Here is a 26,492-nt window from a genome sequence, read left to right on the forward strand (position 1 = left end):
CAACATCCTGGCCAGAAAGCTGGCCAGGATCGCTTGGGGCGTCTTCAAGAGCGGCCGGGACTTTGACCCGGCCATGCTGAAAGTGGGTCAAGCCTGCTTCCAGCAGGCTTGACCACGAACATAGGATCTCGGCTCTACAGAACGTCAGTGCACGGAAAACTGTCGAAGGCGGGGTGGGTCGGATGGCGGGGGTGTGAGCCGCATGGATGCGGCGACCAAGCCTCCATGGACGGATTCACGGCGTCCCCCGCCATCCGACCCACCCCGCCAACCCGCAGCAATCCTGCCGTTGCTGTTGCTGTTGCTGTCGCCTCTGCAGGTGCAGGGCTGCAAGCCCTGCCAGAACACCTACGTCACCCAGCCTGCAATCACCAGCAACGCGAGGATCGCCAGCCACAGCAGCAGCATCCGCCACACCAGGCTCATCGCATCACGCAGGTCCGGCAGCCGCTGCCACACCGGCAACAGCCCGGCCTCGGTGTAATCGTGCGCATCTTCGCGCAGCTCGGCGTTGACGCTGGCCCGCGCCACCGCGCCCAGGAACCCGATGGTGCCGGCCAGCCGCTCGCCATGCGCCTGGCGCCACGCCTTCCACGCCGTATCGAAGTTGCCCACCAGCGCCATCGAAAACGCCATCAGCTGCGCCACCGGCCACTCGATCCAGCCCAGCAGGCGCTGCGCCAGCGCCAGCGGCTCCACCGGCACGCGGGCACGCATCGGGCTTTCCGCCATCAGCGCCAGCAGCCGGTACCCCAGCGCACCGGCCGGGCCCAGCAGCAGGAACCAGAACAGCACCGCGAACCAGCGCCGCAGCGCGTTGAGCACGGTGGCCTCGACCAGCGACGGCACGTCTTCGCGCAGGCTGCCACCGGCCGCCTGCAGGTTGCGCACGGCGGCCTGACGCGTTGCGGCGTCGTCCGCATCGATGATCGCTTCGATATCACGATCCAGATCACGCGGCCCCCAGCACCAGGCCAGCACCGCCACGCCCAGCATCAGCGACGGCAGCCCGAACAGCACCCCGCGCAGCAGCCATGCCAGCAGCGCCATCAGCAGCAGCGGCGGCAGCAGCGCCAATGCAACACCGGCCGGTCCCTGCCACGCCTTTCCGCCATGCGCGTCCAGCCAGCCCAGCCAGCGCCGGAAGCCGTCGAAACGGCGCAGCGAGGCGGCAGCGGCCGGGGCAACATGGCCCAGGGCCAGTGCCACCAGCACGGCGGCCAGAGTGGTGAACATGGCAGGTCTCCCTACGAAACGGAACGCTCGGCGCCGTTACCTTACCTGTCGCAGCGGCGCCCCTCAGCGGTGAACCGGACTGTAACCCGGGCCGTGTTCAGGTGGCGGCAATACAGCGGCCACAACCGGCCCGGCCGCAGGCCGGTTCAGCCCTGCTGCTCGCGGTACCAGTGTTCGATCAGGCCGCGCGAAATCGAGATCGGCGGCGACAGGCGGATGCCTTGGCCATCGTCGTCCACATCGCGTGCCAATGCTGCGCCAACCTCATCGGCAGTGAACCAGCGCGCGTCTTCCAGTTCGCCATCCACAGTCGGCAGGTCATCCTGCGCCTGTGCACGGAAACCGATCATCAGCGCGCCGGGGAACGGCCACGGCTGCGAACCGAGGTACTGGCAGGCGGTCACCCGCACCTTGCTCTCCTCGTGCACTTCACGCACCACGGTCTGCTCGAACGTCTCGCCGGGTTCGACGAAGCCGGCCAGCACCGAGTAACGACGCGGGGCCCAGTTCGACTGCCGGCCCAGCAGCAGCCGGCCCTGGTTCTCCACGGCGACGATCACGGCGGGATCGACACGCGGGTAGTGCTCGGTGGAACACTGCGCGCAACGGCCGACGAAGCCGCCTCGGGCAAACGCCACGGCGCCGCCGCACACACCGCAGAAGCGGGTGCGCGAGTGCCAGTAAGACATGCCGCGGGCATAGCTGAAGGCGGTCGCATCGGCCATCGACCACAGCAGCGCGGCCTGGCGCAGGTCGAGGCGACGTGGTGCGGTGACGGTGACGCTGGCGGCTTCAACCGAGAACCATGCTTGTTCCCCGCGCAGGCCGAGGAAGATCGCGGAGCCGGGCCCCCCCCCGATGTCGGCACCGGCCAGCGCCAGCGGCTGGTCGTCATCGCCGGTAAAGGCGCTGCCGTCCTGATCGAGCACGAGAATGCGCGCGCCCGGCCACAGGCGCGCCAGTGCATCGGCATCGTCGCGCAGGGCATCGGCGCGCTCCAGCGGTTCGCCAACGAAGGCGAAACCGGAAAGCGGCGAAGAAGTATTGGGCATCCGGCAAGCGTGCCGCCAATCGATGCGGGTGGCAAGGTCGGCGCTGTGCGCAATCTGCTGTTGTGTGCATGGAGGCACAGAGCATCCACGCACGGCGTGGATCTACTGATCCGCTCTGGTGGGTGCCAACCGTGGTTGGCACATCCTGGCCACAGGGCTCTTACATGCTGAAGCTGCTGCCGCAGCCGCAGGTGGTCTTTGCGTTCGGGTTGCGGATCACGAACTGGGCACCGGTCAGGCTCTCGGTGTAATCCACCTCGGCGCCCATCAGGTACTGCAGGCTCAGCGGATCGACCAGCAGGGTCACCCCGCTGGTCTGTACCGCCAGGTCATCCTCGGCACGGTTCTCGTCGAACTCGAACCCGTACTGGAAGCCCGAACAGCCGCCGCCCTCGATGTACACACGCAGGGCCAGGTCGGGGTTGCCCTCTTCCTGGATAAGGGATTTGACCTTGGCGGCCGCCGACTCGGTGAAGTTCAGCGGGCGCTCCAGCGATTGGTAATCGGGCGCGGCAACCGGAGTGGCGCCGGGCAGGGAGACTAGCGTGCTCATGATGTCAGCATGGGGGTGCCGGGGATGGCTTTCAAGCCATCGCCTCGGCCAGCTTGCGGCGTGCAGCAGTGTCGCCCTTGCCGCCATTGGCCTCATCGCCTTCCGGCGCCGGCAGGGCCGCCATCGGGGCGCTGGCATGGATCAGGCGGCCGTTCAGCTGGGCGCCCGCATTCATCTCCACCACCTGGTAATGGACGTTGCCATTGACCCGTGCGCTCGGGGTCAGTTCGACCTTCTCGGTGGCGTGTACATCGCCGTCCAGGCGGCCGCTGATGACCACCACCTGCGCGCGGATCTCGCCCTCGATCACGCCATGCTCGGCGACCGTCAGGGTCGCGCCACTGGCGCCTTCGGCGGCGATCACCTTGCCATGGATGCGGCCTTCCACGTACAGGCCACCACTGAATTCCACATCACCGCGGATCACCACCTGGTTGCCGATCAGGGCATCCACCACCAGCTGGCCTTCACGGTTGGATTTGCTGCTTCCGAACATCTGCCTACTCCCCTTTGGCGGCCGGCGCACCGGCCTGTTTCCAGTCGAATACCTGGGTGGTACCCCCCGTACCACTCCCCAATGTCACCCGCACGCGTTGCGGGGTGAAGTCAGCCGGCAGCATCACGCTGCCGGTGAGCTGCTGGAAGTACCGGAACGAGTAATCCTGTCCCGGTACCTTGCTGCGCTGGTGCAGATCATCCCAGCTGATCGTGGCCAGCTTGCCGTTCCTGACGCCTTCCACGGTGAAGCGCATCTGCCCCTGGCTGATGGCGCCGCGGTTGAGGTTCTGGGTCAGCACGGCGGTGTACTGCCAGGTGCCGGCCGCTTCCGGGCTGAACTCGATCGAATGGGTGTTCAGGCCCTTGCGCTGGCTGGTCGAACCCACCAGGCGCTCATAGAAGGCAACGTCGGCACGCAGGCCGGCGATTTCCTCATCGCGCTCGGCCAGCGAGGACTGCACCTCGGTGTTGGCAGCGCGGCTGATGCGGTCGGAGGCTTCCAGCGTGGCCTGCTTCTGGCGCAGTTCGGTCAGCTGCGCCTGCAGCGTCTCGGCACGCTTCTCGGCGGCCTGCAGGCGCTGGCCCTGGGCATCGCGCGGGGTGGCCATCCAGCAGCCACCGAGCACGGCCAGCACCAGGCTGAGCAGCCAGATGCCGCCGATCACCAGCAGGCGGCGACGGTCGGCAGGCGGTTGCGGCGCGCCGGGCAGGCGGACCTGCACGCGCATGGGAGGACGGTTGGTCATGGGTGGTTTCCGGGGTATCGCAAGGGCGACACCGGTACGGCCCCTGTGGCAAACGACGGGCTAGTGTATGACAGGACGGGTGGGTTTCCTGCGCAGCAGCGAGCCACGGTCTGTGGCGTTCAGGCATGCCATCGTCGATAGTGTGGTCCCCTGCACAGTTCCGTCGCCGGAGCATCGCCATGACCGAAGCCCACCTGTTCGTGATCGGCATCCTGCTGGCCTGGCTGGCCGGCATCCGCGTCTACCTCACCGTGTTCGGTGTCGGCCTGGCCGGCCTGCTCGGCTGGGTCGACCTGCCACCGGCCCTGCAGGCTACTGAATCGTGGTGGGTGCTGGGCACTTCGGCGGCGCTGGCGGTGACCGAATTCTTCGCCGACAAGATTCCCGGCGTGGACTCGGCGTGGGATCTGGTGCAGACCCTGGCACGTGTACCCGCAGGTGCCTTCCTTGCCGCAGCCACGCTGTCGCCGGATGGGCAGCTGGGTACCGGCGCACTTGCTGCCGGTGCCGGTGTCGCGCTGGCCAGCCATGGACTGAAAGCCGGCACCCGTGCCCTGCTCAATACCTCGCCCGAGCCTGCCAGCAACTGGGTGGCCTCCGCCGCCGAGGACACCGTGGTGGTCGGGGGCCTGGCCCTGGCCCTGGCGCACCCGTGGATCGCGCTGATCGTGGTGCTGGCCTGCAGCCTGGCGGGCGCGCTGCTGGTGTGGCTGGTCTGGCGCACCTTGTGGAAGGGCGTGCGCTGGCTGGCACGCAGTGCGTCGCCGGACGGTCCGCGCCAGCCGGGTACCGGTTGAACCTCGGGCTTGTCGCATAATGGACGCGAACACCAGGAGCACCGATGGCCGCAAACGAATCCCCCGCGGGCGCCCGCCCGGGACGCGCTGAATCCCCTCCGGCCGATCATTGGCAACGCTGGGCCGCGGAGCCGGCGAGCGCGGTCGCCGCAGTACCCGCAGTGGTTCCGCCGCTGGCCAGCTGCGACATGCCCGCATCGATCGGCAGCGCGCCACCGCCTCTGCCGGGCCCGGCCTTCCTGGCCGAGGCTGGCAACAACGACCAGGCGCCGTTGGCCTCCGATTCGCCCTACCGCGTGCTGATCGTCGAGGACGACCGCGCCCAGGCCCTGTTCGCGCAGAGCGTGCTGCACGGCGCCGGCATGCAGGCAATCGTGCACAGCGACGCCGACGGCGCGCTGCAGGCGATCAAGGAACACCGTCCCGACCTGATCCTGATGGATCTGCACCTGCCCGGACTGGATGGCATGCGGCTGACCGCACTGATCCGCCAGCAGCCCGGCCTGCAGCTGCTGCCGATCGTGTTCCTCAGCGGCGATCCGGATCCAGAGCGCCAGTTCGAAGTGCTCGACAGCGGCGCCGACGATTACCTGAGCAAGCCGATCCGCCCGCGCCACCTGATCGCCGCCGTGGCCAACCGCATCCGCCGCGCACGTGCGCAGGCCGCGACCCTGCCCGGTGCCAGCGGCGTACCGGCCACCAGCAATCCGGAAACCGGCCTGCCGACGCGCCATCACGTGCTGCAGCAGCTCAACACCGCACTCGCCCACCGCGACCGGGGCGGTGTGTTCTTCATCGAAGTGGCCAGCGCGCTGGGGCTGCGCGAACGCTATGGTTATGCCGCCTTCGAGCGCCTGATGGTACAGGCCGGGCAGCGCCTGGCCGAGGCCGGCCATCCACACCTGCTGGCACGCCTGAACGACAACAGTTTCCTGCTGCTGGCCCGCAACGCCGACGAAGATGCCCTGGAAGGCATCGCCGCTTCCCTGCGCGAGCAGCTGTCGGCGCGTGCCTTCGTGATCCGCGACGACGAATCGGTGCACCTGCGCGGCGTGGTGGGTTATGCGCCGCTGTCGCCGGGCTTCGACGATGCCAACGCTGCACTGGAAGCGATCGAGCGCACCACCCTGCAGGCACGCCTGCTCAGCGCCGGTGTGGCGGGCCATGTGCACCGCCACGCCGTCACCGAACAGGAGCACCTGGCACTGCTGGAAGGCCAGCTGGAGCTGGCCTATCAGCCGATCGTCGCCGTCGCCGGTGGCAACACCGCGCAGTACCAGCTGCTGCTGCGCCTGCGCCAGGCCGATGGCACGGTGCTGGCGGCTGGCCAGGTTATTCCGGCCGCCGAAGCGGCAGGCCGTATCGCCGACCTCGACCAGCAGGTGATGGACCACGCGCTGGGCCTGCTGGATCTCTACCGGCACGCCACGCCGCCGCTGAACCTGTTCGTCTCGCAGTCGCTGCGCACCCTGCAGCGCGACGCCTTCGCCGACTGGCTGCTGGAATCGCTGCAGCAGCGTGACCTGCCGGGCAGTGCGCTGGTGATCGACGTGCGCCTCCCCGACGCACTGATCCACACCGTGCCGCTGCAACAGTTCTGCCAGCGCATGGCCGGCGCCGGGGTGCGCTTCTGCCTGAGCCAGTTCGAGCCCAGCGGCGAAGCCGACGCCCTGCTGACCCAGCTGCCGCTGTCGTTCGTGCGCATGGCCGCGCGCTTCTCCAGCAGCCATGCCAACCCGGCCACGCGCGAGGAACTGCGCAAGGCGATCGAACAGGCACATGCGGCCGGGCTGCAGATCATCGGGCAGCAGATCGAGGACCCACAGGCCGCCGCGGCGATGTGGGTCGGCGGCGTCGATTACATCCAGGGCAACATGGTGCAGTCGGCCGGCAGCGACCTGAACTTCGACTTCCACAACGCGGTGCTCTGACGTGCCGCTGTGGGGCGTGCTGCTGGTTGCCCTTGCCGCGGCCGCCGTGGCGCTGCTGTTGGGCCTGCGCCTGCGCGCACGCAGCCGTGCACTGGCCCGGCTGCAACGCGCACACGATGCGCTCGCCGCCGAACGCGACCAGCTGCGCCGTACCACCGAACGCCAGGGCCAGCTGGAACAGCAGCTGCTGCAGGCCAAGCAGGCCGCCGAAGCAGCGGTGCTGGCCAAGGGCGAGTTCCTGGCCACCATGAGCCACGAGATCCGCACCCCGCTCAACGGCATCCTGCCGATGCTGGAGCTGATCGCGCACGGGCCGCTGGGCGAGGACCAGCGGCAGATGCTGGCCACCGCTTCGGCCAGTTCACAGCAGCTGCTGCGCATCGTCGATGACATCCTCGACTACTCACGGCTGGAAGCACAGGCGCTGGAACTGGAAATCACCAGCTTCAACCTGCGCGATCTGCTGGATGGCGTGGTGCAGCTGATGCAGCGCGCCGCCGACGCCAAGGGCCTGTCCCTGACCCTGCAGCTTGACCCGTCGGTGCGCCTGCCGGTGCGCGGCGACCCGGTACGCCTGCGCCAGGTGCTGAGCAATCTTCTGGCCAATGCCATCAAGTTCACCGCGCGCGGCCAGGTACAGCTGCGCGTGCAGCGGCTGGGCGAAGGCGCGGCCCAGCACCAGCTGCGCTTCGAGATCATCGACACCGGCATCGGCATCGATGAGGCACTGCAGGCACGCCTGTTCCAGTCCTTCAGCCAGGCCGATGCCTCGACCACGCGCATCTACGGCGGCACCGGCCTGGGCCTGGCCATCTGCAGGCGCATCATCGACCTGATGCACGGGCAGATCGGCGTGCAGTCCACGCCCGGCCAGGGTGCTACGTTCTGGTTCGAGATTCCGCTGCTGAAGGTGCCCGGCGACCTGCCGGCGATGGCCCGCGCGCCGACAGCGCTGCTGCTGTTCAGTGCCGATGCAATGCTGCAGAAACGCATCGAGCGCATCGCCGCCCACCATGGGCTGCAGGTGCAGATGCTGAGCCAGCTGGACGCCGTGGTCGAACAGCTGCGCACCGCGCCGCAACCCGGGCAACCGGCACCGGCGTGGCTGCTGGTCGATGCACGCGCGCGGCGCAGCGGCGAGGCGATGCTGCAGCAGGCACTGGCCGAGCGCGGTGACGACGACGCACTGCAGGTGCTCTGGCTGCAGGATGACGCACCAGCGCAACGACCGCGCCAGCGCCAGCTGCCCACGCACTTCGACGATGCCGCACTGCATGCACTCCTGGCCGCACCTGTCACGCCTGCCCGTCCTGCCGCCCTGCTTTCCAGTGCCGGAGATGGGGTACCCGCGCCGGTGCTGCCGCCACTGCACCTGCGCGTGCTGCTGGTGGAAGACAATACGGTCAACCGGATGGTGGCCGAGCAGCTGCTGCGCGTATTCCAGTGCGAGGTGCGCAACGCCGTCGATGGCGAGCAGGCATTGGCCGCTCTTCGCGAAGGCGGCGTGGACATCGTGCTGATGGATTGCCAGATGCCGGTGCTGGACGGCTACGCCGCCACGCGCCACTGGCGTGCGGAAGAAGCGGAAACCGGGCGAGCGCGCCTGCCGATCATCGCGATGACCGCCAATGCCATGGCCGGCGACCGCGAGCGATGCCTGCAGGCTGGCATGGACGATTACCTGTCCAAGCCGATCGCCCGCGCCACGCTGCATGCGCTGTTGAAGCGCTGGGGTGGCGGTAAAGCCGCATCACCTGCACGGCCTTCTGCAGAGCCGAGCATGGCTCGGCTGACGGCCAACAGCAGTGGGGCTCCATCAGCCGAGCATGGCTCGGCTCTGCAGGACGATGACAGCCGAGTGGGCTCCAAGCCACAACCGGTACTCGACCGCGATGTGCTGGACGAACTGCACGCGGTGATCGGCGACGCCGCCATCCAGATCGTGTCGGTCTTTCTTGACGATGCGCCAGCGATGGTGCAGCAGCTGCAGCAGGCCGCGCAGAGCGGCGACGAGCCCCGCCTGCAGGCGGTCGCGCACAGCCTGAAATCGTCGAGTGCGAACGTGGGAGCCCTGTCGCTGTCGGCGGTCGCGCAGCGCATCGAACGCGAGGCCCGTGGTGGCAGCCTGCAGCGCCCCGCGGTGGCGGTCGCGCTGCTGGTTGCCGAATTCGCCCGGGCACGTGTGGCGCTGACGGGCTACCTGGCGCAGCATCGTGCCGGCCAGGACAGCTGACTCACTCTTCCAGCTTGCTCAGCAGGTACTTGGGCTCGCCGATGCGCTCGATCAGGTCGAGCTGGGTTTCCAGCCAGTCGATGTGTTCTTCTTCCGAATCGAGAATCTTCACGAACAGCTGGCGGCTGACATAGTCGCCGACCGAATCGGCATAGGCGACGGCCTCGCGCAGGGTGACCACGCCGTCGCGCTCCAGCGACAGGTCGCACTGCAGGATCTCGGTCGGGTTCTCGCCGATGCGCAGCTTGCCCAGCGCCTGGAAGTTCGGCAGGCCTTCGAGGAACAGGATGCGGTCGGCGAGCATGTCGGCATGCTTCATCTCGTCGATCGATTCCTTGTACTCGTGCTCGGCCAGTTCCTTGATGCCCCAGTTCTTCAGCATCTTGGCGTGCAGGAAGTACTGGTTGATCGCGGTCAACTCGTTGTAGAGGACCTTGTTGAGGAATTCGATGACCTTGGTGTCGCCCTTCATGGGATGCTCCTGCACGCTGAAAACGCAGGCACTTTAACGCCTTGCCTGCGGCCGTGAAGGAACGCGAATCGTGCGCATTGGCCTGTGCGGCCGCGCGTGAAGGATGCGAAAGCGCGGCGTCAATGCGCCGCGAAGAAACGATCAGGCAACCTGGGCCAGGCCCAATACCGGCAGCGGCAGATCGTGGGTCGCACGCGCCTTGGCCAAGAGGTCCGCGGCCATGTCCAGGCAGGAACCGCAGGTCGCACCACAGCCGGTCCGCATGGTCAGTTCGGCCACCGTGTTGACACCATGGCTGGCGGCTTCGCGGATCTGGTGGTCGGTGACTCCGTTGCAGATGCAGACGTACACAGGCGGGAACCGGGCTGACAGGCCAGGAGCGGCCTGGTGGCTATTCCAATGGAAACGAGAATGGTTGTCAATCAGAGACCTGAACCATTCTCGATACCGTTCAGCCCGTCAGCTGGCTGGGCCATCACCCGTGGCCTTCTTCGGCCAGTAGCCGCGCGTCCGCGGGCGCTTGCGCGGGCGGTCGTGGCCGGCCGTGTGGCCGGGCATCCAAGCCTCGGCGGCGCTCTTGGGCATGGCGGTTACGCCCTGCCCGGCGACCCCGCGCGCCAAAGGCGCCAGATGACGCAGTGCGCGCGCATAGACGCCGCGCTTGAACACCACCACATGCTCCACCGGGTACCAGAAATCGACCCAGCGCCAATGATCGAACTCGGGCGAGTCAGTGTGGTCCAGCTTCACATGGGATTCGTCGCCGGTCAGGCGCAGCAGGAACCAGACCTGCTTCTGGCCGATGCAGACCTGCCGCTCGTTGCGGCGGATGGCCCGCGCCGGCAGCTTGTAGCGCAGCCAACCGGGCGTGGCCCCGAGCACTTCCACATGCTCAGGCAGCAGGCCGGTTTCTTCCTGCAGTTCACGATACATGGCCTCGACGGGCGTCTCATCGGTGTTCATGCCCCCTTGCGGAAACTGCCAACCATCCCGGCGCACGCGTCGTGCCCAGAACACCTGGCCGTCCTGCCGCATCAGCACAATGCCGACGTTCGGTCGATAGCCGTCCGGATCGATCACGATGCGGACTCCTAAGAAAATCTACTGCCCGGGACTATCCCACGCCCTCTGTCGGCCCACAAGCACGGCACAAAAGTGTTGACAGGGACGGTACACATCCGCAGAATAGCGGGCTCACCAAGGCTATGTAGCTCAGCCGGTTAGAGCACAGCACTCATAATGCTGGGGTCGGTGGTTCGAGTCCACCCATAGCCACCACACTGAAAATGAAGTTGTTTTTCAGCGTGATAAGTGAGAAAATCGTTGTACGTTTTGCCCCGTCGCCAAGCGGTAAGGCACCTGACTCTGACTCAGGCATTCGGTGGTTCGAATCCATCCGGGGCAGCCAAATTAAAAGCAAAAGGCCAGATCGAAAGATCTGGCCTTTTGCTTTTAATTTGGTAACGCATTCCACCTTATCCCCGCGCCTGTCGGCGCACCCCTTGAACAACAAGGGGGCTCTTCTCCAGAGAGAGGCCCGGGGTCGGACATGCAAAAAGACGGGTAGTGCCGGCCGCTGGCCGGCAACCACGAAATGCCTGACTCCAAAACGACAAAAGCCCGGCCGAAGCCGGGCTTTTGCTTTTCCATCCAGCGGGCCCCCGAAGGAGCCCAACCAGGCGCAGCAGATCAGCGCTTGGAGAACTGGGTGGCGCGGCGGGCCTTGTGCAGACCGACCTTCTTACGCTCGACTTCGCGGGCGTCGCGGGTCATGAAGCCAGCCTTGCGCAGCTCGGACTTCAGGCTTTCGTCGTACTCGACCAGCGCACGAGCGATACCCAGACGGATCGCACCGGCCTGGCCGGTGGTGCCGCCGCCAGCGGCGGTGACCAGGATGTCGAAGCTTTCGGTGTTCTTGGTCAGCTCGAGCGGCTGGCGCACGATCATGCGCGCGGTCTCACGACCGAAGAACTCGTCCAGCGGACGACCATTGACGGTGATGTTGCCCGAACCCTTGCGCAGGAACACGCGAGCGGTGGAGGACTTGCGGCGGCCAGTGCCGTAGTTTTGAGTGATAGCCATGATTAGATATCCAGAACCTGCGGCTGCTGTGCGGCGTGCGGATGCTCAGTGCCGGCGTAGACCTTGAGCTTGCGGTACATCTGGCGACCCAGCGGGCCCTTCGGCAGCATGCCCTTGACGGCGATCTCGATCACGCGCTCCGGGTGGCGCTCCAGCGCCTGGGCCAGGGACTCGGTCTTCAGGTTGCCGATGTAACCGGTGAAACGGTGATACATCTTGTCCTGCAGCTTCTTGCCGGTGACGGCAATCTTTTCTGCATTGATGACGACCAGGTAGTCGCCGGTATCAACGTGCGGGGTGTAGACCGGCTTGTGCTTGCCACGCAGACGGCGGGCCAGCTCGGTGGCGAGACGGCCCAGGGTCTTGCCCTCGGCGTCGACGAGGTACCAGTCGCGCTGGACGGTCTCGTTCTTGGCAGTGAAAGTGCTCATGAAGAACTCTAGGTTAGGTCGGGCTCATTGCGGCGAAAGGCTCGCCGGAACTCTGCCACGCGTTGTGAAAAGGTGAAGCGCAAGAGGCGGGATTGTACTGGCCTTGCCAGCCACTTGCAAGTGGACCGTCAGGCCGGGTTGGCACGGACGCAGGGCCGGGCGAGAATCGGGGGGAACTTCCGCCCCACCGCGTACTGCCATGACCGTGCTCCGCCAGACCACCCCGCTGGACCACCTGCTGACCGAGGCGCAGCGCGCCCTGGACACGGTGTTCGGCAACCCACCGGCGGCCCGCCCCTACCCGGCTGCGGAGACCGACGAGCCCGGCATGGGCAGCGCCGAGCGCCGCCATGCCGCCGGCCTGATGCGGATCAACCACGTCGGCGAAGTCTGTGCGCAGGGCCTGTATTTCGGCCAGGCCGCCGTGGCCCGCGACCCGGCCACGCGTGAACACCTGCTGGAAGCGGCCCAGGAAGAGACCGACCATCTGGCCTGGTGTGCCACCCGGCTGGCCGAACTGGACAGCCGTCCCAGCCTGTTCAACCCGCTGTGGTACGCCGGCAGCTATACCATCGGTACGCTGGCCGGGCTGCGCGGTGACGGCTGGAACCTCGGCTTCGTGGTCGAGACCGAGCGCCAGGTGGAGGCCCACCTGGACGAGCATCTGGTCGACCTGCCGCCCGGCGACCTGCGCAGCCGCGCGGTCATCCAGGTGATGAAGGAGGACGAGGCCCGCCATGCCGAGCACGCCGAGCAGGCCGGCGCACGCCGCCTTCCGTTCCCGATTCCGGGCGCGATGGCACTGGCCTCCAGGGTGATGAAGACCATCGCCTACCGCATTTGAAGGGTCGCCCGCACCAACGGTGCGGGCCTACCAGGAGGTGCGGGGGGCCGACGGTGGGGCCCGACCGTTGGTCGGGCCATCAATCAGTTGGGCGAGACCAGCTTCAGGCCGATCACGCCGGCTACGATCAGGCCCACGCAGGCCAGGCGGGCCGGCGATGCGCTGTCGTTGAACAGGTAGATGCCCAGCACCGCCACGCCCATGGCACCGATGCCGGTCCAGATCGCATAGGCCGTGCCGACCGGGATGCTCTTCATCGCCTGGCTCATCAGGTACAGGCTGATCAGGGCGGACACCACCGTGGCAACGGTGGGCAGGGGTTTGCTGAAGCCTTCGGAGTACTTCATTCCGAGGGCGAAACCGATCTCGAACAGGCCGGCCAGCAGCAGGTAGATCCAGGGCATGGGTGGGGGCTCCTTACCTTTTGGGGAAAAAACGAAACGGCCCGGTGTTTTCACACCGGGCCGTGGGTCGGTACATCACCATGGAGCCAATCGCGCGTGCGACGCCAGTTCCACGGGGCGGGTCGTCCCGCCTGGGTGGCGATGCCTGCGGGCATCGCACATGGGGCTTACTCGGACAGGTTCCGGCCGTGGAACAACTCTTCGATCTCGCGCTTGAGCAGCGCCTCGATCTTCATGCGCTCCTTGAACGACAGGTTCCTGGCCTTTTCCTCGAACAGGTACTGGTCCAGGTCGAAGTCCTTCAGGTGCATCTTCGTGTGGAAGATGTTTTCCTGGTAGACGTTGACGTCGAACATCTCGTAACGCGACTTGATGTTCTTGGCCAGGAAGTTCTGGATCGAGTTGATCTTGTGGTCGATGAAGTGCTTCTTGCCCTTCACATCACGGGTGAAGCCACGGACGCGGTAGTCCATGATCACGATGTCCGATTCCAGGCTCTCGATCAGGTAGTTCAGGGCCTTCAGCGGGGAAATGACGCCACAGGTGGCCACGTCGATGTCCGCGCGGAACGTCGCGATACCTTCCTGCGGATGGGTCTCCGGGTAGGTATGGACCGTGATGTGGCTCTTGTCCATGTGCGCGACCACGGCGTCGGAGATCAGCTCCTTGCCGGCCAGCTTCTTGTCGATCACCGGTTCTTCGGAGATCAGGATGGTCACCGAGGCACCCTGCGGGTCGTAGTCCTGGCGGGCCACGTTCAGGATGTTGGCGCCGATGATCTCGGCGACATCGGTCAAGATCTGAGTCAGCCTGTCGGCGTTGTACTCTTCATCGATGTATTCAATGTAACGCTGACGCTCCTCTTCGGTGCGCGCGTAACACACGTCATAGATGTTGAAGCTCAGCGCCTTGGTGAGGTTGTTGAAACCCTGCAGCCTCAGGCGAGGCAACGGCTTGACCACGGCGGTCGATTCCTGTGTAAGAAGGGAAAGGGGGAATTATGGGGCAAACTGCCCCCGGGGGGAACGTGAAGAGCGCTCACATCTGGCACACTGTTTGCCCTTAACAATTGCGCTGGTTAAGCTCCGCTATCGACCCCGTGAATCCGTTCATGCGCAGAGGGAGCGCTCCTATCGTGTCAACCGTGCGCCTAGCTAGCAGTCCACTGGCCCTGGATATCGCCACAATCGATCGTTTCCTGGCGCACAGCCACAGGCGGCGATACCCCACCCGTACCGACGTCTTCCGGCCCGGGGACCCGGCGGGAACCCTGTATTACGTCATCAGCGGCTCGGTTTCGATCATGGCCGAGGAAGATGACGATCGCGAGCTGGTGCTGGGCTACTTTGGTGCCGGCGAATTCGTCGGCGAGATGGGCCTGTTCGTCGAATCGGACCGCCGCGAGGTGATCCTGCGGACCCGTACCGCCTGCGAGCTGGCCGAAATCAGCTACGAGCGCCTGCATCAGCTGTTCCTCGGCCCGCTGTCGGCCGATGCCCCGCGCCTGCTGTATGCGCTGGGCCAGCAGATTTCCAAGCGCCTGCTCGACACCAGCCGCAAGGCCAGCCGCCTGGCGTTCCTGGACGTGACCGACCGGATCGTGCGCACCCTGCACGACCTGGCGCAGGAACCGGAGGCGATGAGCCATCCGCAAGGCAGCCAGCTGCGTGTATCGCGGCAGGAGCTGGCGCGCCTGGTCGGCTGCTCGCGCGAGATGGCCGGCCGCGTGCTGAAGAAACTGCAGACCGACGGCCTGCTGCATGCCCGCGGCAAGACCGTGGTGCTGTACGGCACCCGTTGACCGTTGAGCACCCGGTGGGTGCGGACCTTGGTCCGCACTCCCTGGCGCGCTAGGCTCGGTGCATGGAGCTGAGCAGCGAATTCTGGTGGTTCATCCTCATCGGCCTGGGCGCACAGCTGGTCGACGGCGCGCTGGGCATGGCGTTCGGCCTGGTGTCCTCGTCGGTGATGCTGAGCATGGGCCTGCCGCCGGCGCAGGTCAGCGCCAGCATCCACACCGCTGAAGTGTTCACCACGGGCGCCTCGGGGGTGTCGCACCTCGCAGCCGGAAATGTCGATAAACGCCTGTTCCTGCGCCTGGCCCTGCCCGGCGCAGTGGGCGGCGCCCTGGGCGCGTACGTGCTCACGCAGCTCCCGGGCGAGATCATCCGGCCACTGATCTACCTGTACCTGCTGGTGCTGGCGATCATCATCCTGGCCCGCGCCGCTGGGCGCTGGATGCCCAAGGGCGAGATCCGCCGGGTGCCGGTGCTGGGCTTCTTCGCCGGCCTGCTCGACGCCAGCGGCGGCGGTGGCTGGGGGCCCATCGCCACGTCCACCCTGCTCGCCCGCGGCGGCCAGGCGCGCACCACCATCGGAACAGTCAACGCAGCCGAGTTCGTGGTCACGTTGACGGTGTCAGCGACCTTCCTGTTGTCGATGGGCGTGCAGCACCTGCAGATCGTCGCCGGCCTGCTGATCGGCGGCATGATGGCCGCGCCGGTGGCGGCGATCCTGGTCAAGCGGGTGAAGGAGCGCTGGGTGCTGGTGGCCGTGGGCGTGCTGGTGCTGGGCATCAGCCTGTTCCAGATCGGCCACGCGGTGTACGGGCACCTGGGGCGCTGAGCGCTTGCCGGCCAGCGGCCGGCACTACCGGACGGAGAAGCGCCGGCACAACCGCGACGGAGAAGGGTAGTGCCGGCCGCTGGCCGGCAGATCCGTCATCGTGCGATGGGGTCGGAGGCCCTACGCGGATCTGACCCCGGGCTACGCCTTGTCACCGCCGCGGTCAGCGCAGCCCCAGTTGAGGATGCGGGTGCCGGCGGGCAGCACGCGGCGGAAGAACGCCACCCGGCCCGGCTTCGGGTTCACCACCACCGGTGCCTTGGCCGCCAGCAGCAGCGGCAGGTCGGCGGTGCTGTCGGAGTAAGCGATATCAATATCGCCGTAGCCGCGCTCGCGCAGCATGCGCATCTTCTCTTCGTTGTGGCAGTGACGGGTTGGACCGACGCCGCCCAGCCGTGGGCCGACCTCGGTACCGATCACCGGCACATCCTGATGGGCCACGAAGGCCAGGATCGCGCGTGCAAGCTCCGGCGGCGCACCTGTGGCAACCACCACGCGGTCGCCCTTGGCCCGGTGCGCGGCGAACACCTCCAGCGCCTGCGGCAGCAGCTTGGCGCGCATCTGCGCCTCGTTGCGCAGCACATAGGCGTCGATCACCTTGTTGAAATCGCGCGCACGGTGCAGGCCGAAACTGCCGATCCACACGTAGACCGAAATGCCGGCACGACGGGTCGGCAGCAGCGCCACCATCGGCCCGGCGATCGGCGTGACCAGCAGCGCCGCCAGCATGCGCAACGGGTTGCGCCTGATCAGCGAGGCGAACAGATGGGTGCCCGAATCGCCGTCGTAGAGGGTGTGGTCGAAGTCGAAGACCACCAGCGGCGCATCCTCGCGCGGCGTCGGATAGTGCGTTTTCATGCCGCGAAGAATAGCTGACGCAGGCCCTCGCCCGGCTCTTCCACGCGCATGAAGGCCTCGCCCACCAGGAACGCGTGGATGCCGGCATCACGCATCAGCGCCACGTCCTGCGGCCCCAGGATGCCACTCTCGGTGACCAGCAGGCGGTCGCGCGGCACGGCCTGCTGCATGTCCAGCGTGGTCTGCAGCGACACCTCGAAGGTGCGCAGGTTGCGGTTGTTGATGCCGATCATCGGTGCCGGCACCTGCAGCGCACGCTCCAGTTCGTCGATGTCGTGCACTTCCACCAGCACGTCCATGCCCAGCGACAGCGCCAGTTCGGACAAGGTGGCCAGCTGGGTGTCGTCCAGCGCGGCCACGATCAGCAGGATGCAGTCGGCGCCCAGCACGCGCGCTTCGTACACCTGGTAGGCGTCGATCACGAAGTCCTTGCGCAGCACCGGCAGCGTGCAGGCCTCGCGGGCCTGCTGCAGGTAGGCGTCGGCACCCTGGAAGAAGTCCACGTCGGTCAGCACCGACAGGCAGCTGGCACCGCCGAATTCGTAGCTGACGGCGATGTCGGCCGGGCGGAAGTCCGGGCGGATCACACCCTTGGACGGGCTGGCCTTCTTCACCTCGGCGATCACCGCCGGGTCGCCATTGGCCACCGCCGCCTGCAGCGCGCGCACGAAGCCGCGTACCGGCGGGGCGCTGGCCGCGGCGGCCTGAAGCTCCTCGAGCGGGCGCTGGGCGCGGCGCTGGGCCACTTCTTCGGCCTTGCGGGCCAGGATCGTCTGCAGGATGTCGCTCATCGTCTTCGGGTCGGTGCGGGGGCGGTGAGGACGGCCATTATCGGGCCATCGACGGGGTCAGGCTGAACCGCGCGCTCAGGCAACCAGCGCGCGGGTGGTTTCCACATACTGCTGCAGGCGCTGGCGGGCGCTGCCATTGGCGATGGCGGCACGGGCACGGGCCAGGCCATCGCCGATATCGCTGGCCACGCCGGCAACGTACAGGGCGGCACCGGCATTGAGCGCCACGATGTCCAGCGCCGGGCCCGGCTCGTTGTCCAGCACCGCGCGCAGCATCTGGATGGACTGTTCCGGGCCGTCCACGCGCAGGTTGCGGCTGGCCGACATGGCGATGCCGAAGTCTTCCGGGTGGATCTCGTACTCGCGGACCTTGCCGTCGCGCAGCTCGCCCACCAGGGTGCCCGCCCCCAGCGAGATCTCGTCCATGTTGTCGCGGCCCCAGACCACCATCGCGCGCTCGGTGCCCAGTTCGCGCAGCACGCGGGCCTGGATGCCCACCAGATCGGGATGGAACACGCCCATCAGCACAGACGGCGCGCTGGCCGGATTGGTCAGCGGGCCGAGGATGTTGAAGATGGTGCGCACGCCCATCTCGCGGCGTACCGGCGCGACCACCTTCATCGACGGATGATGGATCGGCGCGAACATGAAGCCGATGCCGGTCCGCTCGATGGCCGCGGCCACCTGATCCGGCTGCAGTTCGATCACCGCGCCCAGCGCTTCCAGCGCATCGGCACTGCCGGACTTGGACGACACGCTGCGATTGCCATGCTTGGCCACGCGCGCGCCGGCGGCGGCCGCGACGAACATCGAGCAGGTGGAGATGTTGAAGGTGTGCGAGCCATCGCCACCGGTACCGACGATATCAACCAGGTTGGAGGTATCGGCCACCGGCACTGGCCGGGCGAATTCACGCATCACGGTGGCCGCCGCGGCGATTTCGTCCACGGTCTCCTTCTTCACGCGCAGGCCGGTGAGGATCGCGGCGGTCATCATCGGAGACACATCGCCGCGCATGATCTGCCGCATCAGGTCGACCATTTCGTCGAAGAAGATTTCGCGGTGCTCGATGGTGCGATGCAGGGCTTCCTGGGGGGAGAAGCTCATGGGTATGCTCCTTGGATCAGGCCGCCGGGCGCTGGAGGAAATTGCGCAGCAGCGCGTGGCCGTGTTCGGTGAGGATGGATTCGGGATGGAACTGGACGCCTTCCACCGGGAACTGGCGGTGGCGCAGGCCCATGATCTCTTCGATCGAGCCGTCCTCGTTCTCGGTCCAGGCGGTCACTTCCAGGCAGTCGGGCAGACTGTTCTTGTCCACCACCAGCGAGTGGTAGCGGGTGGCCTGGTAGCGGTCCGGCAGGCCGGCGAACACGCCCTTGCCTTCATGGCGGATCGGCGAGGTCTTGCCGTGCATGATGTTGCCGGCGCGGATGACGGTGCCGCCGTAGACCTGGCCGATGCCCTGGTGGCCCAGGCACACGCCGAGGATCGGCGTGGTCGGGCCCAGGCGTTCGATCAGCTCCAGCGAAACGCCCGCTTCGTTGGGGGTGCACGGGCCGGGCGAAATGACGATGCGCTCGGGCTTCTGCGCGGCGATCTCGTCCACGCTCATCACATCGTTGCGCACCACCTTCACTTCGGCGCCCAGCGTCTGCAGGTACTGCACGAGGTTGTAGGTGAAGCTGTCGTAGTTGTCGATCATCCACAACATGGTCAGGTTCCGTCGCTTATCAGGAAAATGGCGTACACGTTTTCGGTGTAGGTGATGGGGCCGGCTTCAATGGATTCGGGCTCAGCGGGCGCGGGCGCGGAGGCGGGCGCGTAGCTGCCGGTCACCGAGATCCTGTCGAGGTCCCCGCCGTCCTCGCCCTGCTGGGGCCATTGCCCGGCCCGGATGCCGTAGGCGAAGTCCGGCGCCACATCGGAGATGCTGTACAGGCCACGCACTCTTGTTCCATAGGCCTTGGCCAGGCCCTGCGCGGACTCGCGGGTCTGGGCCGCTGCCTCGCCCTTGAGTTCGCGGCGCAGCGCCACTTCGCCCGAATAGGTCGGCGCTAGGCTGCTCACCTGTACGTTCTCGTTGGCCTTCAACGCCCCCAGCACATCCTGCATCGCCTTCACGCTGGCGAAGCTGGCACGCAGCTGGCGCGATACGCGGGTACCGATGAAGACCTGCCGGTTCTGCTCATAGCGCGTGGCCGGGCCGATCCGCAGGTTGTCCGCACGCACGCTGCCGTCCACCGCCTTGTGCTGCTTGAACAGTGCCAGCACGCGGGCAACGTTGTCCTGCACGCGGCGGCGCGCGGCGTCGGCGTCCATGTCGGTCTCTTCGATGTTCAACTGCAGGCCGAACCGGTCCGGCATCACCGTGCGGCTGCCCTGCCCCTTCACCAGCAGGTGCGGCTGCGAGGGAATCGTGTTGGCCTGCGCCCACGCAGACGGGGCCATCGTGGCCAGCAGTGACGACCACAGCAATGCGCTCAGCAGCTTCATGCGGTACTCCTTGTCTTGAATGGGAACAGCGGAAGGTGCCGCGGCGCAGGCCACGGCACGGGGAGGATCACAGGCCCTTGGCGGCCTGGGCGACGGCGCGGAACAGCGCGCGGCCCTTGTTCATCGTCTCATCCCATTCCTTGTCCGGGTCCGAGTCGTAGACGATGCCGGCGCCGGCCTGCACGTACAGGCGGCCGTCCTTGATCACCGCGGTGCGGATCGCGATCGCGGTATCGGCATCGCCGTGCCAGCCGATGTAGCCGATGCTGCCGGCGTAGACATTGCGCTTGATCGGTTCCAGCTCGCGGATCACTTCCAGCGCGCGGATCTTCGGCGCGCCGCTGACCGTGCCGGCCGGGAAGGTGGCACGCAGCACGTCGGCATAGCTCAGGCCCGGCTGCAGCTGCCCGGTCACTTCGCTGACGATGTGCATCACGTGGCTGTAGCGTTCGATCACGAACTGCTCGCCCACCTCCACGGTACCTGCCTTGGAGACGCGGCCGGCATCGTTGCGGCCCAGGTCAATCAGCATCAGATGCTCGGCGCGTTCCTTCGGATCGGCCAGCAGCTCGGCTTCCAGCGCCAGGTCCAGCTCGAGCGTGGCGCCACGCGGGCGGGTGCCGGCGATCGGGCGCACGGTGACTTCGCCGTCCTGAAGGCGTACCAGGATTTCCGGCGATGAACCGACCACCTGCAGGTCGCCGACATCCAGGAAGTACATGTACGGCGACGGGTTCAGTGCACGCAGCGCGCGGTACACATCCACCGGGCGCGCCTTGAACGGCACGCTCAGGCGCTGGCTGAGCACCACCTGGAAGATGTCACCGGCGCGGATGTATTCCTTGCTGCGCTGGACCGCATCGACGAAGCCTTCGCGGGTGAAGCCGGAGACGAAGTCGGACTCGTCCAGCACGTCGCTGTTGAGCGGTGCGGGATAACCGGCGCCGGGCGCGCGCAGCTTGGCAGTCAGCGCATCCAGGCGTGCCTGGGCCTGCTCGAAGGCGCCCTCGACCCGTGGGTCGGCGTGCACGATCAGGTACAGCCGGCCCTTGAGATTGTCGAACACGGCCAGCTCGTTGGAATCCAGCAGCAGGATGTCGGGCGTGCCCAGCTCATCGCGGCCGGCCGGCGGGGCCAGGCGTGGTTCGATGTAGCCGATGCACTCGAAGCCGAACCAGCCGACCAGGCCACCGGTGAAGCCCGGCAGGCCTTCCAGCTTCGGCACCGAGTGGGCGCTGCGCAGCGCCTCGACTTCGGCGAACGGGTCGGCCACCTCGCGGGTGTCCACCACCTGGCCGTCTTCGCGCACAGTCAGCGTGTGGCCATGGAAGGCGTACACGCGACGCGCCGGCAGGCCGATGATCGAGTAACGACCAAAGCGCTCGCCGCCTTCGACGGATTCAAACAGGTAGGTATTGGGGCCGTCGGCGAGCTTCAGATAGACCGAAAGCGGCGTGTCCAGGTCGGACAGCACTTCACGGACGACGGGAATGTGGGTGTGGCCTTCAGCGGCCTGCTGCTGAAACTGAGCGTGCGAGTTCAAGACGACTTTCCTTCCGGGACACAGCGTTATGGGGGCGGACGACGGCAACGGGCCACCATCGCCACCAACGGCGTGCGGAAGAAAGGGTATGCGGGGTCGTCAGGCTGGACACCCCCTGACTGTATCGCAGCCGGGGCGGGAGGGGAACCCTGGGAAACTGAACCACGGGAAAGCACAGGGCTCATGGCGGGGACCGGTGGGGGACCGGCGCGGGAACCGGTAGAGTCGACTGTTAGTCGACTTGCGCGCGTAGCGCGGGATTTTACGCCGTCGGAACGAAAAGCAGTCGACTAACAGTCGACTCTACCTCCCCTACCCAGCCAGCAACGGGCAACCGACCGGCAGGTGCATGCGCACCCTGCCCGGCACGCACGCGATGCGGAACTGGCGGGCCTGGACTGGTTCGCCGTCCAGGTTGAGGGTCAACGGGCGCTCGGACTCCACCTGCAGCCACGGCAGCCGCGCACGCGTGGCCAGCTGTTCCAGCGCCGCCTGGGTGCCCGACTTCAGCATCTGGCCGAGCGTGGCGGTGACCTCACCCTCCAGTTCCGGAAGCACGGTGACATCCAGCAGCCCATCGTCGATCACGGCCTGCGGGCACAACTGCTGGCCACCGCCGGCCTGGCGACCATTGCCGATGCCCAGGGCGATGAAGTCGCCTTCCCAGGCGAAATCCGGGCCGGACAGGCGCGCGGTGATCGGCTCGATGCGGCCCAGCTTGGCGATGCCGGTGATCACATAGGCCAGCCCGCCCAGCATCTTCTTCAGGCCGGCATCGGTCTCCACCGTCACCTGGGTGCCGAAGCCACCGCTGGCGAGATTGGCGCACCACCATTGCGTGCCATCGGCGTCCACGCGCAACAGGTCAATGGCGTGCGGCGTCGCCTGCCCGATCAAGGCGAAGGCCTCCTTCGGCTCAGTGGGAATGCCGGCAGCAGTCGCGAAATCGTTGGCGGTCCCCATCGGAATCAGCGCCAGCGAGGGCAGCGCATCTGCCGGCTCCTCACGATGTGCCAGTGTCTCGGCCACCGCACTGAGCGTGCCATCGCCACCGGCGGCCACGATCACGTCCACGCCATGATCGATCGCCTCGGCCACGTAGCGTTCGGCGTCACCGTCTTCCCAGGTCACCCGCACTTCCAGCTGCACGCCCTGTCCGCGCCAATGGCCGACGGCGTCGCGCAACTCATCGTTGCCGGCGGATTTGCCGTTGAGGATCAGGCGCCAGCGCGGGGTGGTCATGCAGAGCTTCCAGGGATGCGGTGGCACAGGCTAGCAATGCGCTGTTTTCCCGCGGTGAATGTCACGCAGATGTCATTCAGCTACCGGAGAATGGGAGTCCATAGCAGGGACGACGGATGGAGGCAGGATCAGCCTCCCACGCATGCAGCGAGGCCACGCCAGTGATTGGCGTGGCCTTTTTTTTGCCGGCCGTAGATCCACGCCATGCGTGGATGCATTTCACGTCAACCGTTGGCGAAATCGTGCAGCGCCTGGCCCTGCAGCCGGTACACGGTCCACTCGTCCTGCGGCTTTGCGCCGGCGGCGGTGTAGAACTCGATGGCCGGGGTGTTCCAGTCCAGCACCGACCATTCGAAACGACCGCAGCCTTCGGCCACGGCCTGGCGGGCGATGTACTTCAGCAGTGCCTTGCCGGCGCCGCCGCCGCGCTTCTCCGGGCTGATGTAGAGGTCTTCCAGGTAGATGCCCTTGCGGCCCAGCCAGGTGGAGTAGTTGTAGAAATGCACCGCATAGCCGATGGCCTCACCGTCGGCTTCGCAGATCAACGCGCGGGCAGTCGCATCGGCACCGAACAGGCTTTCGGCAATACCGATCTCATCGGTCTGCACCGAATGCTCGGCCTTCTCGTAGATGGCCAGTTCGCGGATGAAGCGCAGGATCAGGCCAGCGTCGGCCACGGTGGCCGGGCGGATGTTCAACACGGCCACCGTACCCATGGCTCAGCCCCTTGCCGCAGCAACGTTCGCGCGCATCTGCGCGATCACGTCCTGGTAGCTGGTCCTGGCGTTGAAGATGGCCGAACCGGCAACGAAGGTGTCAGCGCCGGCGGCGGCGATCTCACCGATGTTGTCGGCTTTCACGCCACCGTCGATCTCCAGGCGGATGTCCTTGCCGCTGGCATCGATCATCTTGCGCACCACGCGCAGCTTGTCCAGCGCCGAGGGGATGAAGGCCTGGCCGCCGAAGCCCGGGTTGACCGACATCAGCAGCACCAGGTCCAGGTCATCCAGCACCCAGTCGAGGATGTCCACCGGGGTGGCCGGATTGAGCACGATGCCCGGCTTGCAGCCCAGCGAGCGGATCAGCTGGATGGTGCGGTGCACGTGGCGGCTCGCCTCCGGATGGAAGCTGATGTAGGTGGCACCGGCCTCGGCGAAGTCCGGGATGATGCGGTCCACCGGCTCGACCATCAGGTGCACGTCGATCGGCGCGGTCACGCCGTGCTTGCGCAGCGCCTGGCAGACCATCGGGCCGATGGTCAGGTTCGGCACGTAGTGGTTGTCCATCACGTCGAAGTGGACCCAGTCCGCGCCAGCGGCGAGGACGTTGTCGACTTCCTCGCCGAGACGGGCGAAGTTGGCAGAGAGAATGGACGGGGCGATGAGGCAGTTGGACATGGCCGGGGCCTTCGGAACGGGGAAAGGATTCTCCCGCCCGCAGGCGGGACTGTCGGATCAGCGCTTGCGCAGGGTCTTGATGCGGTCGTAGGCGGCGTTGATGCGCCGCGACTTCTGCTCGGCCTGCTGCTGCAGCTCGGGGGCGGCGCCGCCAAGCTTGTCGGGGTGGTACTGCGAGATCAGCTTTCGGTAGGCGCGCTCGATCTCGGCATCGGTGGCCTCGGAGGTCAGCCCCAGCTCCCGGTACGGGTTCTCCTTGTTCAGGCGGAACCAGTCCGAATCAAAGGCATGGCCGATCAACAGGCCGACTACCGCGCCGAACAGCGGATTGGGCCGGAACAGCAGGGCCCCGGCGATGAAACCGAGCAGTTTTCCGTACCAGCGCATGGCGCCCCAGGGTCGACCGGCGAAATGGATGCTCATTTTACGTCACAGCGGGCCCGGACCGCTTTACACTAGGCCGCCCGCTGGTCAGCGGGCCCGCCGGGTCCGCTGGGCAGCCGTATCGACAACGCCCCAGGAGTGCCCGTGCCAACCACGCTGTTGCAATCCGATCTCCCCGGCCTGCCCTTGCGCCATCGCGGCAAGGTGCGTGATGTGTTCGATATCCCGCGCGAGCGGCTGCCTGCAGGGACCCCGCCGGGCGACTACCTGCTGATGGTGGCCACCGATCGCCTGTCGGCGTTCGACGTGGTCCTGCCCGACCCGATCCCGGGCAAGGGCGAGATGCTCTGCCAGGTCTCCAACTTCTGGTTCGCCAAGACCGCGCACCTGATGCCCAACCACCTGACCGGCATCGACGTGGCCAGCGTGCTGCCCGAAGGCGTGGACCCGGCCCTGTATGCCAAGCGCGCGGTGGTCACCCGCAAGCTGAAGCCGGTGCCGGTGGAAGCGATCGCCCGCGGCTACCTGATCGGCAGCGGCTGGAAGGATTACCAGCGCACCGGCAAGGTCAGCGGCATCGATCTGCCCGACGGCCTGCGCCAGGCCGAGCAGCTGCCCGAGCCGATCTTCACCCCCTCGACCAAGGCCGCCGTCGGCGACCACGACGAGAACATCGATTTCGACGCGATGGTGAAGCAGGTCGGTGCGGACCTGGCCGAGCGCGTGCGCGACGCCACCCTGCGCATCTACAAGTTCGCCGCCGATTACGCCCGCGAACGCGGCATCCTCCTGGCCGATACCAAGTTCGAGTTCGGTACCGACGCCGATGGCCGCCTGTACATCATGGACGAGATGCTGACGCCGGATTCCTCGCGTTACTGGCCGGCCGACGAGTACGAAGTGGGTACCAGCCCGCCGAGCTACGACAAGCAGTTCGTGCGCGATTACCTGGAGACGCTGGACTGGGGCAAGACCGCCCCGGGCCCGACCATCCCGGGCGAGATCATCGAGCGCACCCGCGCCAAGTACGCCGAGGCGCTGCAGCGCTTGGCCGGGATCAGCGTCGACTGATCCGCCTGCGCCCCCGGCCGGACAGGCGGGGGCACTCTGAAGGGGTAGTGCCGGCCGCTGGCCGGCAACCTCGGCGAATCCGCAGCCAGGCATGGCCTGGCTCTGGTAGTGCCGGCCGCCGGCCGGCAACCTCATGAACTCGGCTATGCTCTGGAGTGCCGGCCAGCGGCCGGCACTACCGTTGTCCGAGGAAGCAACGCAGCATGCAGACATCCACCGAGCTTGCGCGGCCGATCGACCGCTATTTCGCCAGCTACTCCGACGACCACCGCAATGTGATCAACCAGCGCATCCACGTGGTGGCGGTTCCGGCGATCCTGTGGTCGGTGGTGGCCCTGCTGTGGTGCCTGCCGCCGCTGATCACCTGGTTCCAGTACGGCATCTGGTCGGCGTTCGCGATGTTCAGCGCCTGGTGCTTCTACAACAAGCTGTCGCGCCCGCTGGGCATCGGCATGCTCATCCAGTTCTTCGTGTTCGGCTGCCTGTGCCGCCTGCTGGAAGCCGAAATCGGCCTGCAGGCCCTGCGCTGGCTGGCGGTGGGCGTGTTCGTGGTGGCCTGGATCGCGCAGTTCATCGGCCACAAATTCGAGGGCCGCAAGCCCAGCTTCCTGACCGACCTGACCTACCTGCTGATCGGCCCGGCCTGGGTGATGGCCAAGTTCTACCGCAAGCTGGACTGGCGCTACTGACCTGGCGGCGGCCGACAGCGGCCGTCGTTTCCTGAACGGGCAGATCCCGTCACCCGCACTCCACGACGGCCCTGCCAGCCTGCGCCGGTGATCCGCTCCCCACTTCCCGCCCGTCGACGG

30 protein-coding genes, 2 tRNA genes and 1 pseudogene are annotated in these 26,492 nt (G+C 66.8%); 11 read left to right on the top strand and 22 right to left on the bottom strand.

Features of this window, described 5'->3' with window-relative positions; translation table 11 throughout:
• Window positions 1-112 (top strand): annotated as a pseudogene (locus tag AC5P8J_RS18850) (IS110 family transposase); the annotation flags it as partial.
• Between the two features lie 236 nt (window positions 113-348).
• Here AC5P8J_RS18850 and ampE read toward each other — a convergent pair.
• From ampE to AC5P8J_RS18875, 5 genes are all read right to left on the bottom strand, one after another.
• On the bottom strand, window positions 349-1,236 hold the full coding sequence (ampE, locus tag AC5P8J_RS18855; RefSeq protein ID WP_021203729.1) for a regulatory signaling modulator protein AmpE: 888 nt from the start codon (window positions 1,234-1,236) through the stop codon (window positions 349-351).
• A 146-nt stretch (window positions 1,237-1,382) separates the two neighbouring features.
• Window positions 1,383-2,288 (bottom strand): NAD(+) diphosphatase, encoded by a 906-nt coding sequence (gene nudC, locus AC5P8J_RS18860; protein ID WP_134735180.1) that lies wholly within the window; start codon window positions 2,286-2,288, stop codon window positions 1,383-1,385.
• Between the two features lie 160 nt (window positions 2,289-2,448).
• On the bottom strand, window positions 2,449-2,841 hold the full coding sequence (gene erpA, locus AC5P8J_RS18865) for an iron-sulfur cluster insertion protein ErpA (protein ID WP_005419789.1): 393 nt from the start codon (window positions 2,839-2,841) through the stop codon (window positions 2,449-2,451).
• Window positions 2,842-2,872: 31 nt separating this feature from the next.
• A complete protein-coding gene (locus tag AC5P8J_RS18870) occupies window positions 2,873-3,337 on the bottom strand; it encodes a bactofilin family protein (protein WP_006398829.1) in 465 nt (154 codons plus the stop codon).
• Window positions 3,338-3,341: 4 nt separating this feature from the next.
• Window positions 3,342-4,085 (bottom strand): DUF6776 family protein, encoded by a 744-nt coding sequence (locus AC5P8J_RS18875; RefSeq protein ID WP_019661496.1) that lies wholly within the window; start codon window positions 4,083-4,085, stop codon window positions 3,342-3,344.
• 179 nt (window positions 4,086-4,264) lie between these two features.
• Between AC5P8J_RS18875 and AC5P8J_RS18880 the strand changes: the two genes are divergently transcribed.
• From AC5P8J_RS18880 to AC5P8J_RS18890, 3 genes are read left to right on the top strand one after another with little or no spacing between them, the layout of a single operon-like run.
• Window positions 4,265-4,882: a DUF4126 domain-containing protein gene (locus AC5P8J_RS18880; protein WP_019661497.1), complete on the top strand. Its 618-nt coding sequence runs from the start codon at window positions 4,265-4,267 to the stop codon at window positions 4,880-4,882.
• A gap of 44 nt (window positions 4,883-4,926) precedes the next feature.
• The gene (locus AC5P8J_RS18885; RefSeq protein ID WP_308306100.1) at window positions 4,927-6,813 is read left to right on the top strand and encodes an EAL domain-containing protein; all 1,887 of its coding nucleotides are present in this window, start codon (window positions 4,927-4,929) and stop codon (window positions 6,811-6,813) included.
• Window position 6,814: 1 nt separating this feature from the next.
• Entirely contained in the window at window positions 6,815-9,046 is a 2,232-nt protein-coding gene (locus AC5P8J_RS18890) for an ATP-binding protein (protein ID WP_021203725.1), read from the top strand.
• A gap of 1 nt (window position 9,047) precedes the next feature.
• Here AC5P8J_RS18890 and bfr read toward each other — a convergent pair whose 3' ends face one another.
• The 3 genes from bfr to AC5P8J_RS18905 all read right to left on the bottom strand — a co-directional run bounded on the left by bfr (window position 9,048) and on the right by AC5P8J_RS18905 (window position 10,598).
• Complete coding sequence (gene bfr / locus AC5P8J_RS18895) at window positions 9,048-9,518, bottom strand: bacterioferritin (protein WP_005414691.1); 471 nt, start codon at window positions 9,516-9,518, stop codon at window positions 9,048-9,050.
• Between the two features lie 141 nt (window positions 9,519-9,659).
• On the bottom strand, window positions 9,660-9,869 hold the full coding sequence (locus AC5P8J_RS18900) for a (2Fe-2S)-binding protein (RefSeq protein WP_134732075.1): 210 nt from the start codon (window positions 9,867-9,869) through the stop codon (window positions 9,660-9,662).
• Window positions 9,870-9,977: 108 nt separating this feature from the next.
• Window positions 9,978-10,598, bottom strand: a complete 621-nt coding sequence (locus AC5P8J_RS18905; RefSeq protein WP_019661501.1) for an RNA pyrophosphohydrolase — start codon at window positions 10,596-10,598, stop codon at window positions 9,978-9,980.
• 121 nt (window positions 10,599-10,719) lie between these two features.
• On the opposite strand from AC5P8J_RS18905, the gene AC5P8J_RS18910 reads away from it, so the two are divergent.
• Together AC5P8J_RS18910 and AC5P8J_RS18915 are read left to right on the top strand one after the other, a co-directional pair.
• Window positions 10,720-10,796: transfer RNA gene (locus AC5P8J_RS18910), tRNA-Met, on the top strand.
• A gap of 55 nt (window positions 10,797-10,851) precedes the next feature.
• Window positions 10,852-10,926: transfer RNA gene (locus tag AC5P8J_RS18915), tRNA-Gln, on the top strand.
• A gap of 281 nt (window positions 10,927-11,207) precedes the next feature.
• Here the strand turns inward: AC5P8J_RS18915 and rpsI are convergent.
• Together rpsI and rplM are read right to left on the bottom strand one after the other, a co-directional pair.
• The gene (rpsI, locus tag AC5P8J_RS18920; protein WP_019661502.1) at window positions 11,208-11,600 is read right to left on the bottom strand and encodes a 30S ribosomal protein S9; all 393 of its coding nucleotides are present in this window, start codon (window positions 11,598-11,600) and stop codon (window positions 11,208-11,210) included.
• A 2-nt stretch (window positions 11,601-11,602) separates the two neighbouring features.
• Window positions 11,603-12,031, bottom strand: a complete 429-nt coding sequence (gene rplM, locus AC5P8J_RS18925; RefSeq protein ID WP_005414692.1) for a 50S ribosomal protein L13 — start codon at window positions 12,029-12,031, stop codon at window positions 11,603-11,605.
• Between the two features lie 199 nt (window positions 12,032-12,230).
• Between rplM and coq7 the strand changes: the two genes are divergently transcribed.
• Window positions 12,231-12,875, top strand: a complete 645-nt coding sequence (gene coq7, locus AC5P8J_RS18930; RefSeq protein ID WP_019661503.1) for a 2-polyprenyl-3-methyl-6-methoxy-1,4-benzoquinone monooxygenase — start codon at window positions 12,231-12,233, stop codon at window positions 12,873-12,875.
• A gap of 83 nt (window positions 12,876-12,958) precedes the next feature.
• Here coq7 and AC5P8J_RS18935 read toward each other — a convergent pair whose 3' ends face one another.
• Window positions 12,959-13,279 (bottom strand): DMT family transporter, encoded by a 321-nt coding sequence (locus tag AC5P8J_RS18935; protein WP_005419816.1) that lies wholly within the window; start codon window positions 13,277-13,279, stop codon window positions 12,959-12,961.
• 167 nt (window positions 13,280-13,446) lie between these two features.
• The gene (gene speD, locus AC5P8J_RS18940) at window positions 13,447-14,241 is read right to left on the bottom strand and encodes an adenosylmethionine decarboxylase (RefSeq protein WP_019661504.1); all 795 of its coding nucleotides are present in this window, start codon (window positions 14,239-14,241) and stop codon (window positions 13,447-13,449) included.
• A gap of 149 nt (window positions 14,242-14,390) precedes the next feature.
• Between speD and crp the strand changes: the two genes are divergently transcribed.
• Together crp and AC5P8J_RS18950 are read left to right on the top strand one after the other, a co-directional pair.
• On the top strand, window positions 14,391-15,080 hold the full coding sequence (gene crp / locus AC5P8J_RS18945; RefSeq protein ID WP_010482649.1) for a cAMP-activated global transcriptional regulator CRP: 690 nt from the start codon (window positions 14,391-14,393) through the stop codon (window positions 15,078-15,080).
• Between the two features lie 62 nt (window positions 15,081-15,142).
• Window positions 15,143-15,904: a sulfite exporter TauE/SafE family protein gene (locus tag AC5P8J_RS18950; RefSeq protein ID WP_019661505.1), complete on the top strand. Its 762-nt coding sequence runs from the start codon at window positions 15,143-15,145 to the stop codon at window positions 15,902-15,904.
• Between the two features lie 141 nt (window positions 15,905-16,045).
• Here AC5P8J_RS18950 and AC5P8J_RS18955 read toward each other — a convergent pair whose 3' ends face one another.
• From AC5P8J_RS18955 to AC5P8J_RS19000, 10 genes are all read right to left on the bottom strand, one after another.
• Complete coding sequence (locus AC5P8J_RS18955) at window positions 16,046-16,762, bottom strand: haloacid dehalogenase-like hydrolase (protein ID WP_111098432.1); 717 nt, start codon at window positions 16,760-16,762, stop codon at window positions 16,046-16,048.
• Complete coding sequence (gene trpC / locus AC5P8J_RS18960; protein WP_019661507.1) at window positions 16,759-17,553, bottom strand: indole-3-glycerol phosphate synthase TrpC; 795 nt, start codon at window positions 17,551-17,553, stop codon at window positions 16,759-16,761. The genes AC5P8J_RS18955 and trpC overlap by 4 nt, the downstream gene beginning before the upstream one ends.
• Window positions 17,554-17,628: 75 nt before the next feature.
• Entirely contained in the window at window positions 17,629-18,660 is a 1,032-nt protein-coding gene (trpD, locus tag AC5P8J_RS18965) for an anthranilate phosphoribosyltransferase (protein WP_111113252.1), read from the bottom strand.
• 16 nt (window positions 18,661-18,676) lie between these two features.
• Complete coding sequence (locus AC5P8J_RS18970; RefSeq protein WP_019661509.1) at window positions 18,677-19,264, bottom strand: anthranilate synthase component II; 588 nt, start codon at window positions 19,262-19,264, stop codon at window positions 18,677-18,679.
• A gap of 2 nt (window positions 19,265-19,266) precedes the next feature.
• Window positions 19,267-20,046, bottom strand: a complete 780-nt coding sequence (locus tag AC5P8J_RS18975; protein WP_021202668.1) for an SIMPL domain-containing protein — start codon at window positions 20,044-20,046, stop codon at window positions 19,267-19,269.
• Window positions 20,047-20,113: 67 nt separating this feature from the next.
• Window positions 20,114-21,589 carry an anthranilate synthase component I gene (trpE, locus tag AC5P8J_RS18980; protein ID WP_111103628.1) on the bottom strand — a complete coding sequence of 492 codons (1,476 nt, stop codon included), beginning with the start codon at window positions 21,587-21,589 and terminating at the stop codon, window positions 20,114-20,116.
• Window positions 21,590-21,901: 312 nt separating this feature from the next.
• A complete protein-coding gene (gene yegS, locus AC5P8J_RS18985) occupies window positions 21,902-22,831 on the bottom strand; it encodes a lipid kinase YegS (protein ID WP_019661512.1) in 930 nt (309 codons plus the stop codon).
• A 224-nt stretch (window positions 22,832-23,055) separates the two neighbouring features.
• Complete coding sequence (locus tag AC5P8J_RS18990; RefSeq protein WP_134735182.1) at window positions 23,056-23,538, bottom strand: GNAT family N-acetyltransferase; 483 nt, start codon at window positions 23,536-23,538, stop codon at window positions 23,056-23,058.
• 12 nt (window positions 23,539-23,550) lie between these two features.
• Complete coding sequence (gene rpe / locus AC5P8J_RS18995; RefSeq protein ID WP_006474082.1) at window positions 23,551-24,228, bottom strand: ribulose-phosphate 3-epimerase; 678 nt, start codon at window positions 24,226-24,228, stop codon at window positions 23,551-23,553.
• Window positions 24,229-24,285: 57 nt separating this feature from the next.
• A complete protein-coding gene (locus tag AC5P8J_RS19000; RefSeq protein WP_008265098.1) occupies window positions 24,286-24,615 on the bottom strand; it encodes a J domain-containing protein in 330 nt (109 codons plus the stop codon).
• 141 nt (window positions 24,616-24,756) lie between these two features.
• Here AC5P8J_RS19000 and AC5P8J_RS19005 point away from each other — a divergent pair, with 141 nt between their 5' ends.
• A complete protein-coding gene (locus AC5P8J_RS19005) occupies window positions 24,757-25,683 on the top strand; it encodes a phosphoribosylaminoimidazolesuccinocarboxamide synthase (RefSeq protein ID WP_167693003.1) in 927 nt (308 codons plus the stop codon).
• A 203-nt stretch (window positions 25,684-25,886) separates the two neighbouring features.
• Complete coding sequence (locus AC5P8J_RS19010; protein ID WP_021202665.1) at window positions 25,887-26,372, top strand: Mpo1 family 2-hydroxy fatty acid dioxygenase; 486 nt, start codon at window positions 25,887-25,889, stop codon at window positions 26,370-26,372.
• The last annotated feature ends 120 nt before the right edge of the window (window positions 26,373-26,492 follow it).

The organism is Stenotrophomonas sp. YJH_SMC_37 (assembly GCF_059370035.1).

Bases quoted from the DNA above. Each gene is read 5' to 3' on its own strand.
- ampE (WP_021203729.1), bottom strand. From the start codon at position 1,236: ATGTTCACCACTCTGGCCGCCGTGCTGGTGGCACTGGCCCTGGGCCAT.
- nudC (WP_134735180.1), bottom strand. From the start codon at position 2,288: ATGCCCAATACTTCTTCGCCGCTTTCCGGTTTCGCCTTCGTTGGCGAA.
- erpA (WP_005419789.1), bottom strand. From the start codon at position 2,841: ATGAGCACGCTAGTCTCCCTGCCCGGCGCCACTCCGGTTGCCGCGCCC.
- AC5P8J_RS18870 (WP_006398829.1), bottom strand. From the start codon at position 3,337: ATGTTCGGAAGCAGCAAATCCAACCGTGAAGGCCAGCTGGTGGTGGAT.
- AC5P8J_RS18875 (WP_019661496.1), bottom strand. From the start codon at position 4,085: ATGACCAACCGTCCTCCCATGCGCGTGCAGGTCCGCCTGCCCGGCGCG.
- AC5P8J_RS18880 (WP_019661497.1), top strand. From the start codon at position 4,265: ATGACCGAAGCCCACCTGTTCGTGATCGGCATCCTGCTGGCCTGGCTG.
- AC5P8J_RS18885 (WP_308306100.1), top strand. From the start codon at position 4,927: ATGGCCGCAAACGAATCCCCCGCGGGCGCCCGCCCGGGACGCGCTGAA.
- bfr (WP_005414691.1), bottom strand. From the start codon at position 9,518: ATGAAGGGCGACACCAAGGTCATCGAATTCCTCAACAAGGTCCTCTAC.
- rpsI (WP_019661502.1), bottom strand. From the start codon at position 11,600: ATGGCTATCACTCAAAACTACGGCACTGGCCGCCGCAAGTCCTCCACC.
- rplM (WP_005414692.1), bottom strand. From the start codon at position 12,031: ATGAGCACTTTCACTGCCAAGAACGAGACCGTCCAGCGCGACTGGTAC.
- coq7 (WP_019661503.1), top strand. From the start codon at position 12,231: ATGACCGTGCTCCGCCAGACCACCCCGCTGGACCACCTGCTGACCGAG.
- AC5P8J_RS18935 (WP_005419816.1), bottom strand. From the start codon at position 13,279: ATGCCCTGGATCTACCTGCTGCTGGCCGGCCTGTTCGAGATCGGTTTC.
- crp (WP_010482649.1), top strand. From the start codon at position 14,391: ATGCGCAGAGGGAGCGCTCCTATCGTGTCAACCGTGCGCCTAGCTAGC.
- AC5P8J_RS18950 (WP_019661505.1), top strand. From the start codon at position 15,143: ATGGAGCTGAGCAGCGAATTCTGGTGGTTCATCCTCATCGGCCTGGGC.
- AC5P8J_RS18955 (WP_111098432.1), bottom strand. From the start codon at position 16,762: ATGAAAACGCACTATCCGACGCCGCGCGAGGATGCGCCGCTGGTGGTC.
- trpC (WP_019661507.1), bottom strand. From the start codon at position 17,553: ATGAGCGACATCCTGCAGACGATCCTGGCCCGCAAGGCCGAAGAAGTG.
- trpD (WP_111113252.1), bottom strand. From the start codon at position 18,660: ATGAGCTTCTCCCCCCAGGAAGCCCTGCATCGCACCATCGAGCACCGC.
- AC5P8J_RS18970 (WP_019661509.1), bottom strand. From the start codon at position 19,264: ATGTTGTGGATGATCGACAACTACGACAGCTTCACCTACAACCTCGTG.
- AC5P8J_RS18975 (WP_021202668.1), bottom strand. From the start codon at position 20,046: ATGAAGCTGCTGAGCGCATTGCTGTGGTCGTCACTGCTGGCCACGATG.
- yegS (WP_019661512.1), bottom strand. From the start codon at position 22,831: ATGACCACCCCGCGCTGGCGCCTGATCCTCAACGGCAAATCCGCCGGC.
- rpe (WP_006474082.1), bottom strand. From the start codon at position 24,228: ATGTCCAACTGCCTCATCGCCCCGTCCATTCTCTCTGCCAACTTCGCC.
- AC5P8J_RS19000 (WP_008265098.1), bottom strand. From the start codon at position 24,615: ATGCGCTGGTACGGAAAACTGCTCGGTTTCATCGCCGGGGCCCTGCTG.
- AC5P8J_RS19010 (WP_021202665.1), top strand. From the start codon at position 25,887: ATGCAGACATCCACCGAGCTTGCGCGGCCGATCGACCGCTATTTCGCC.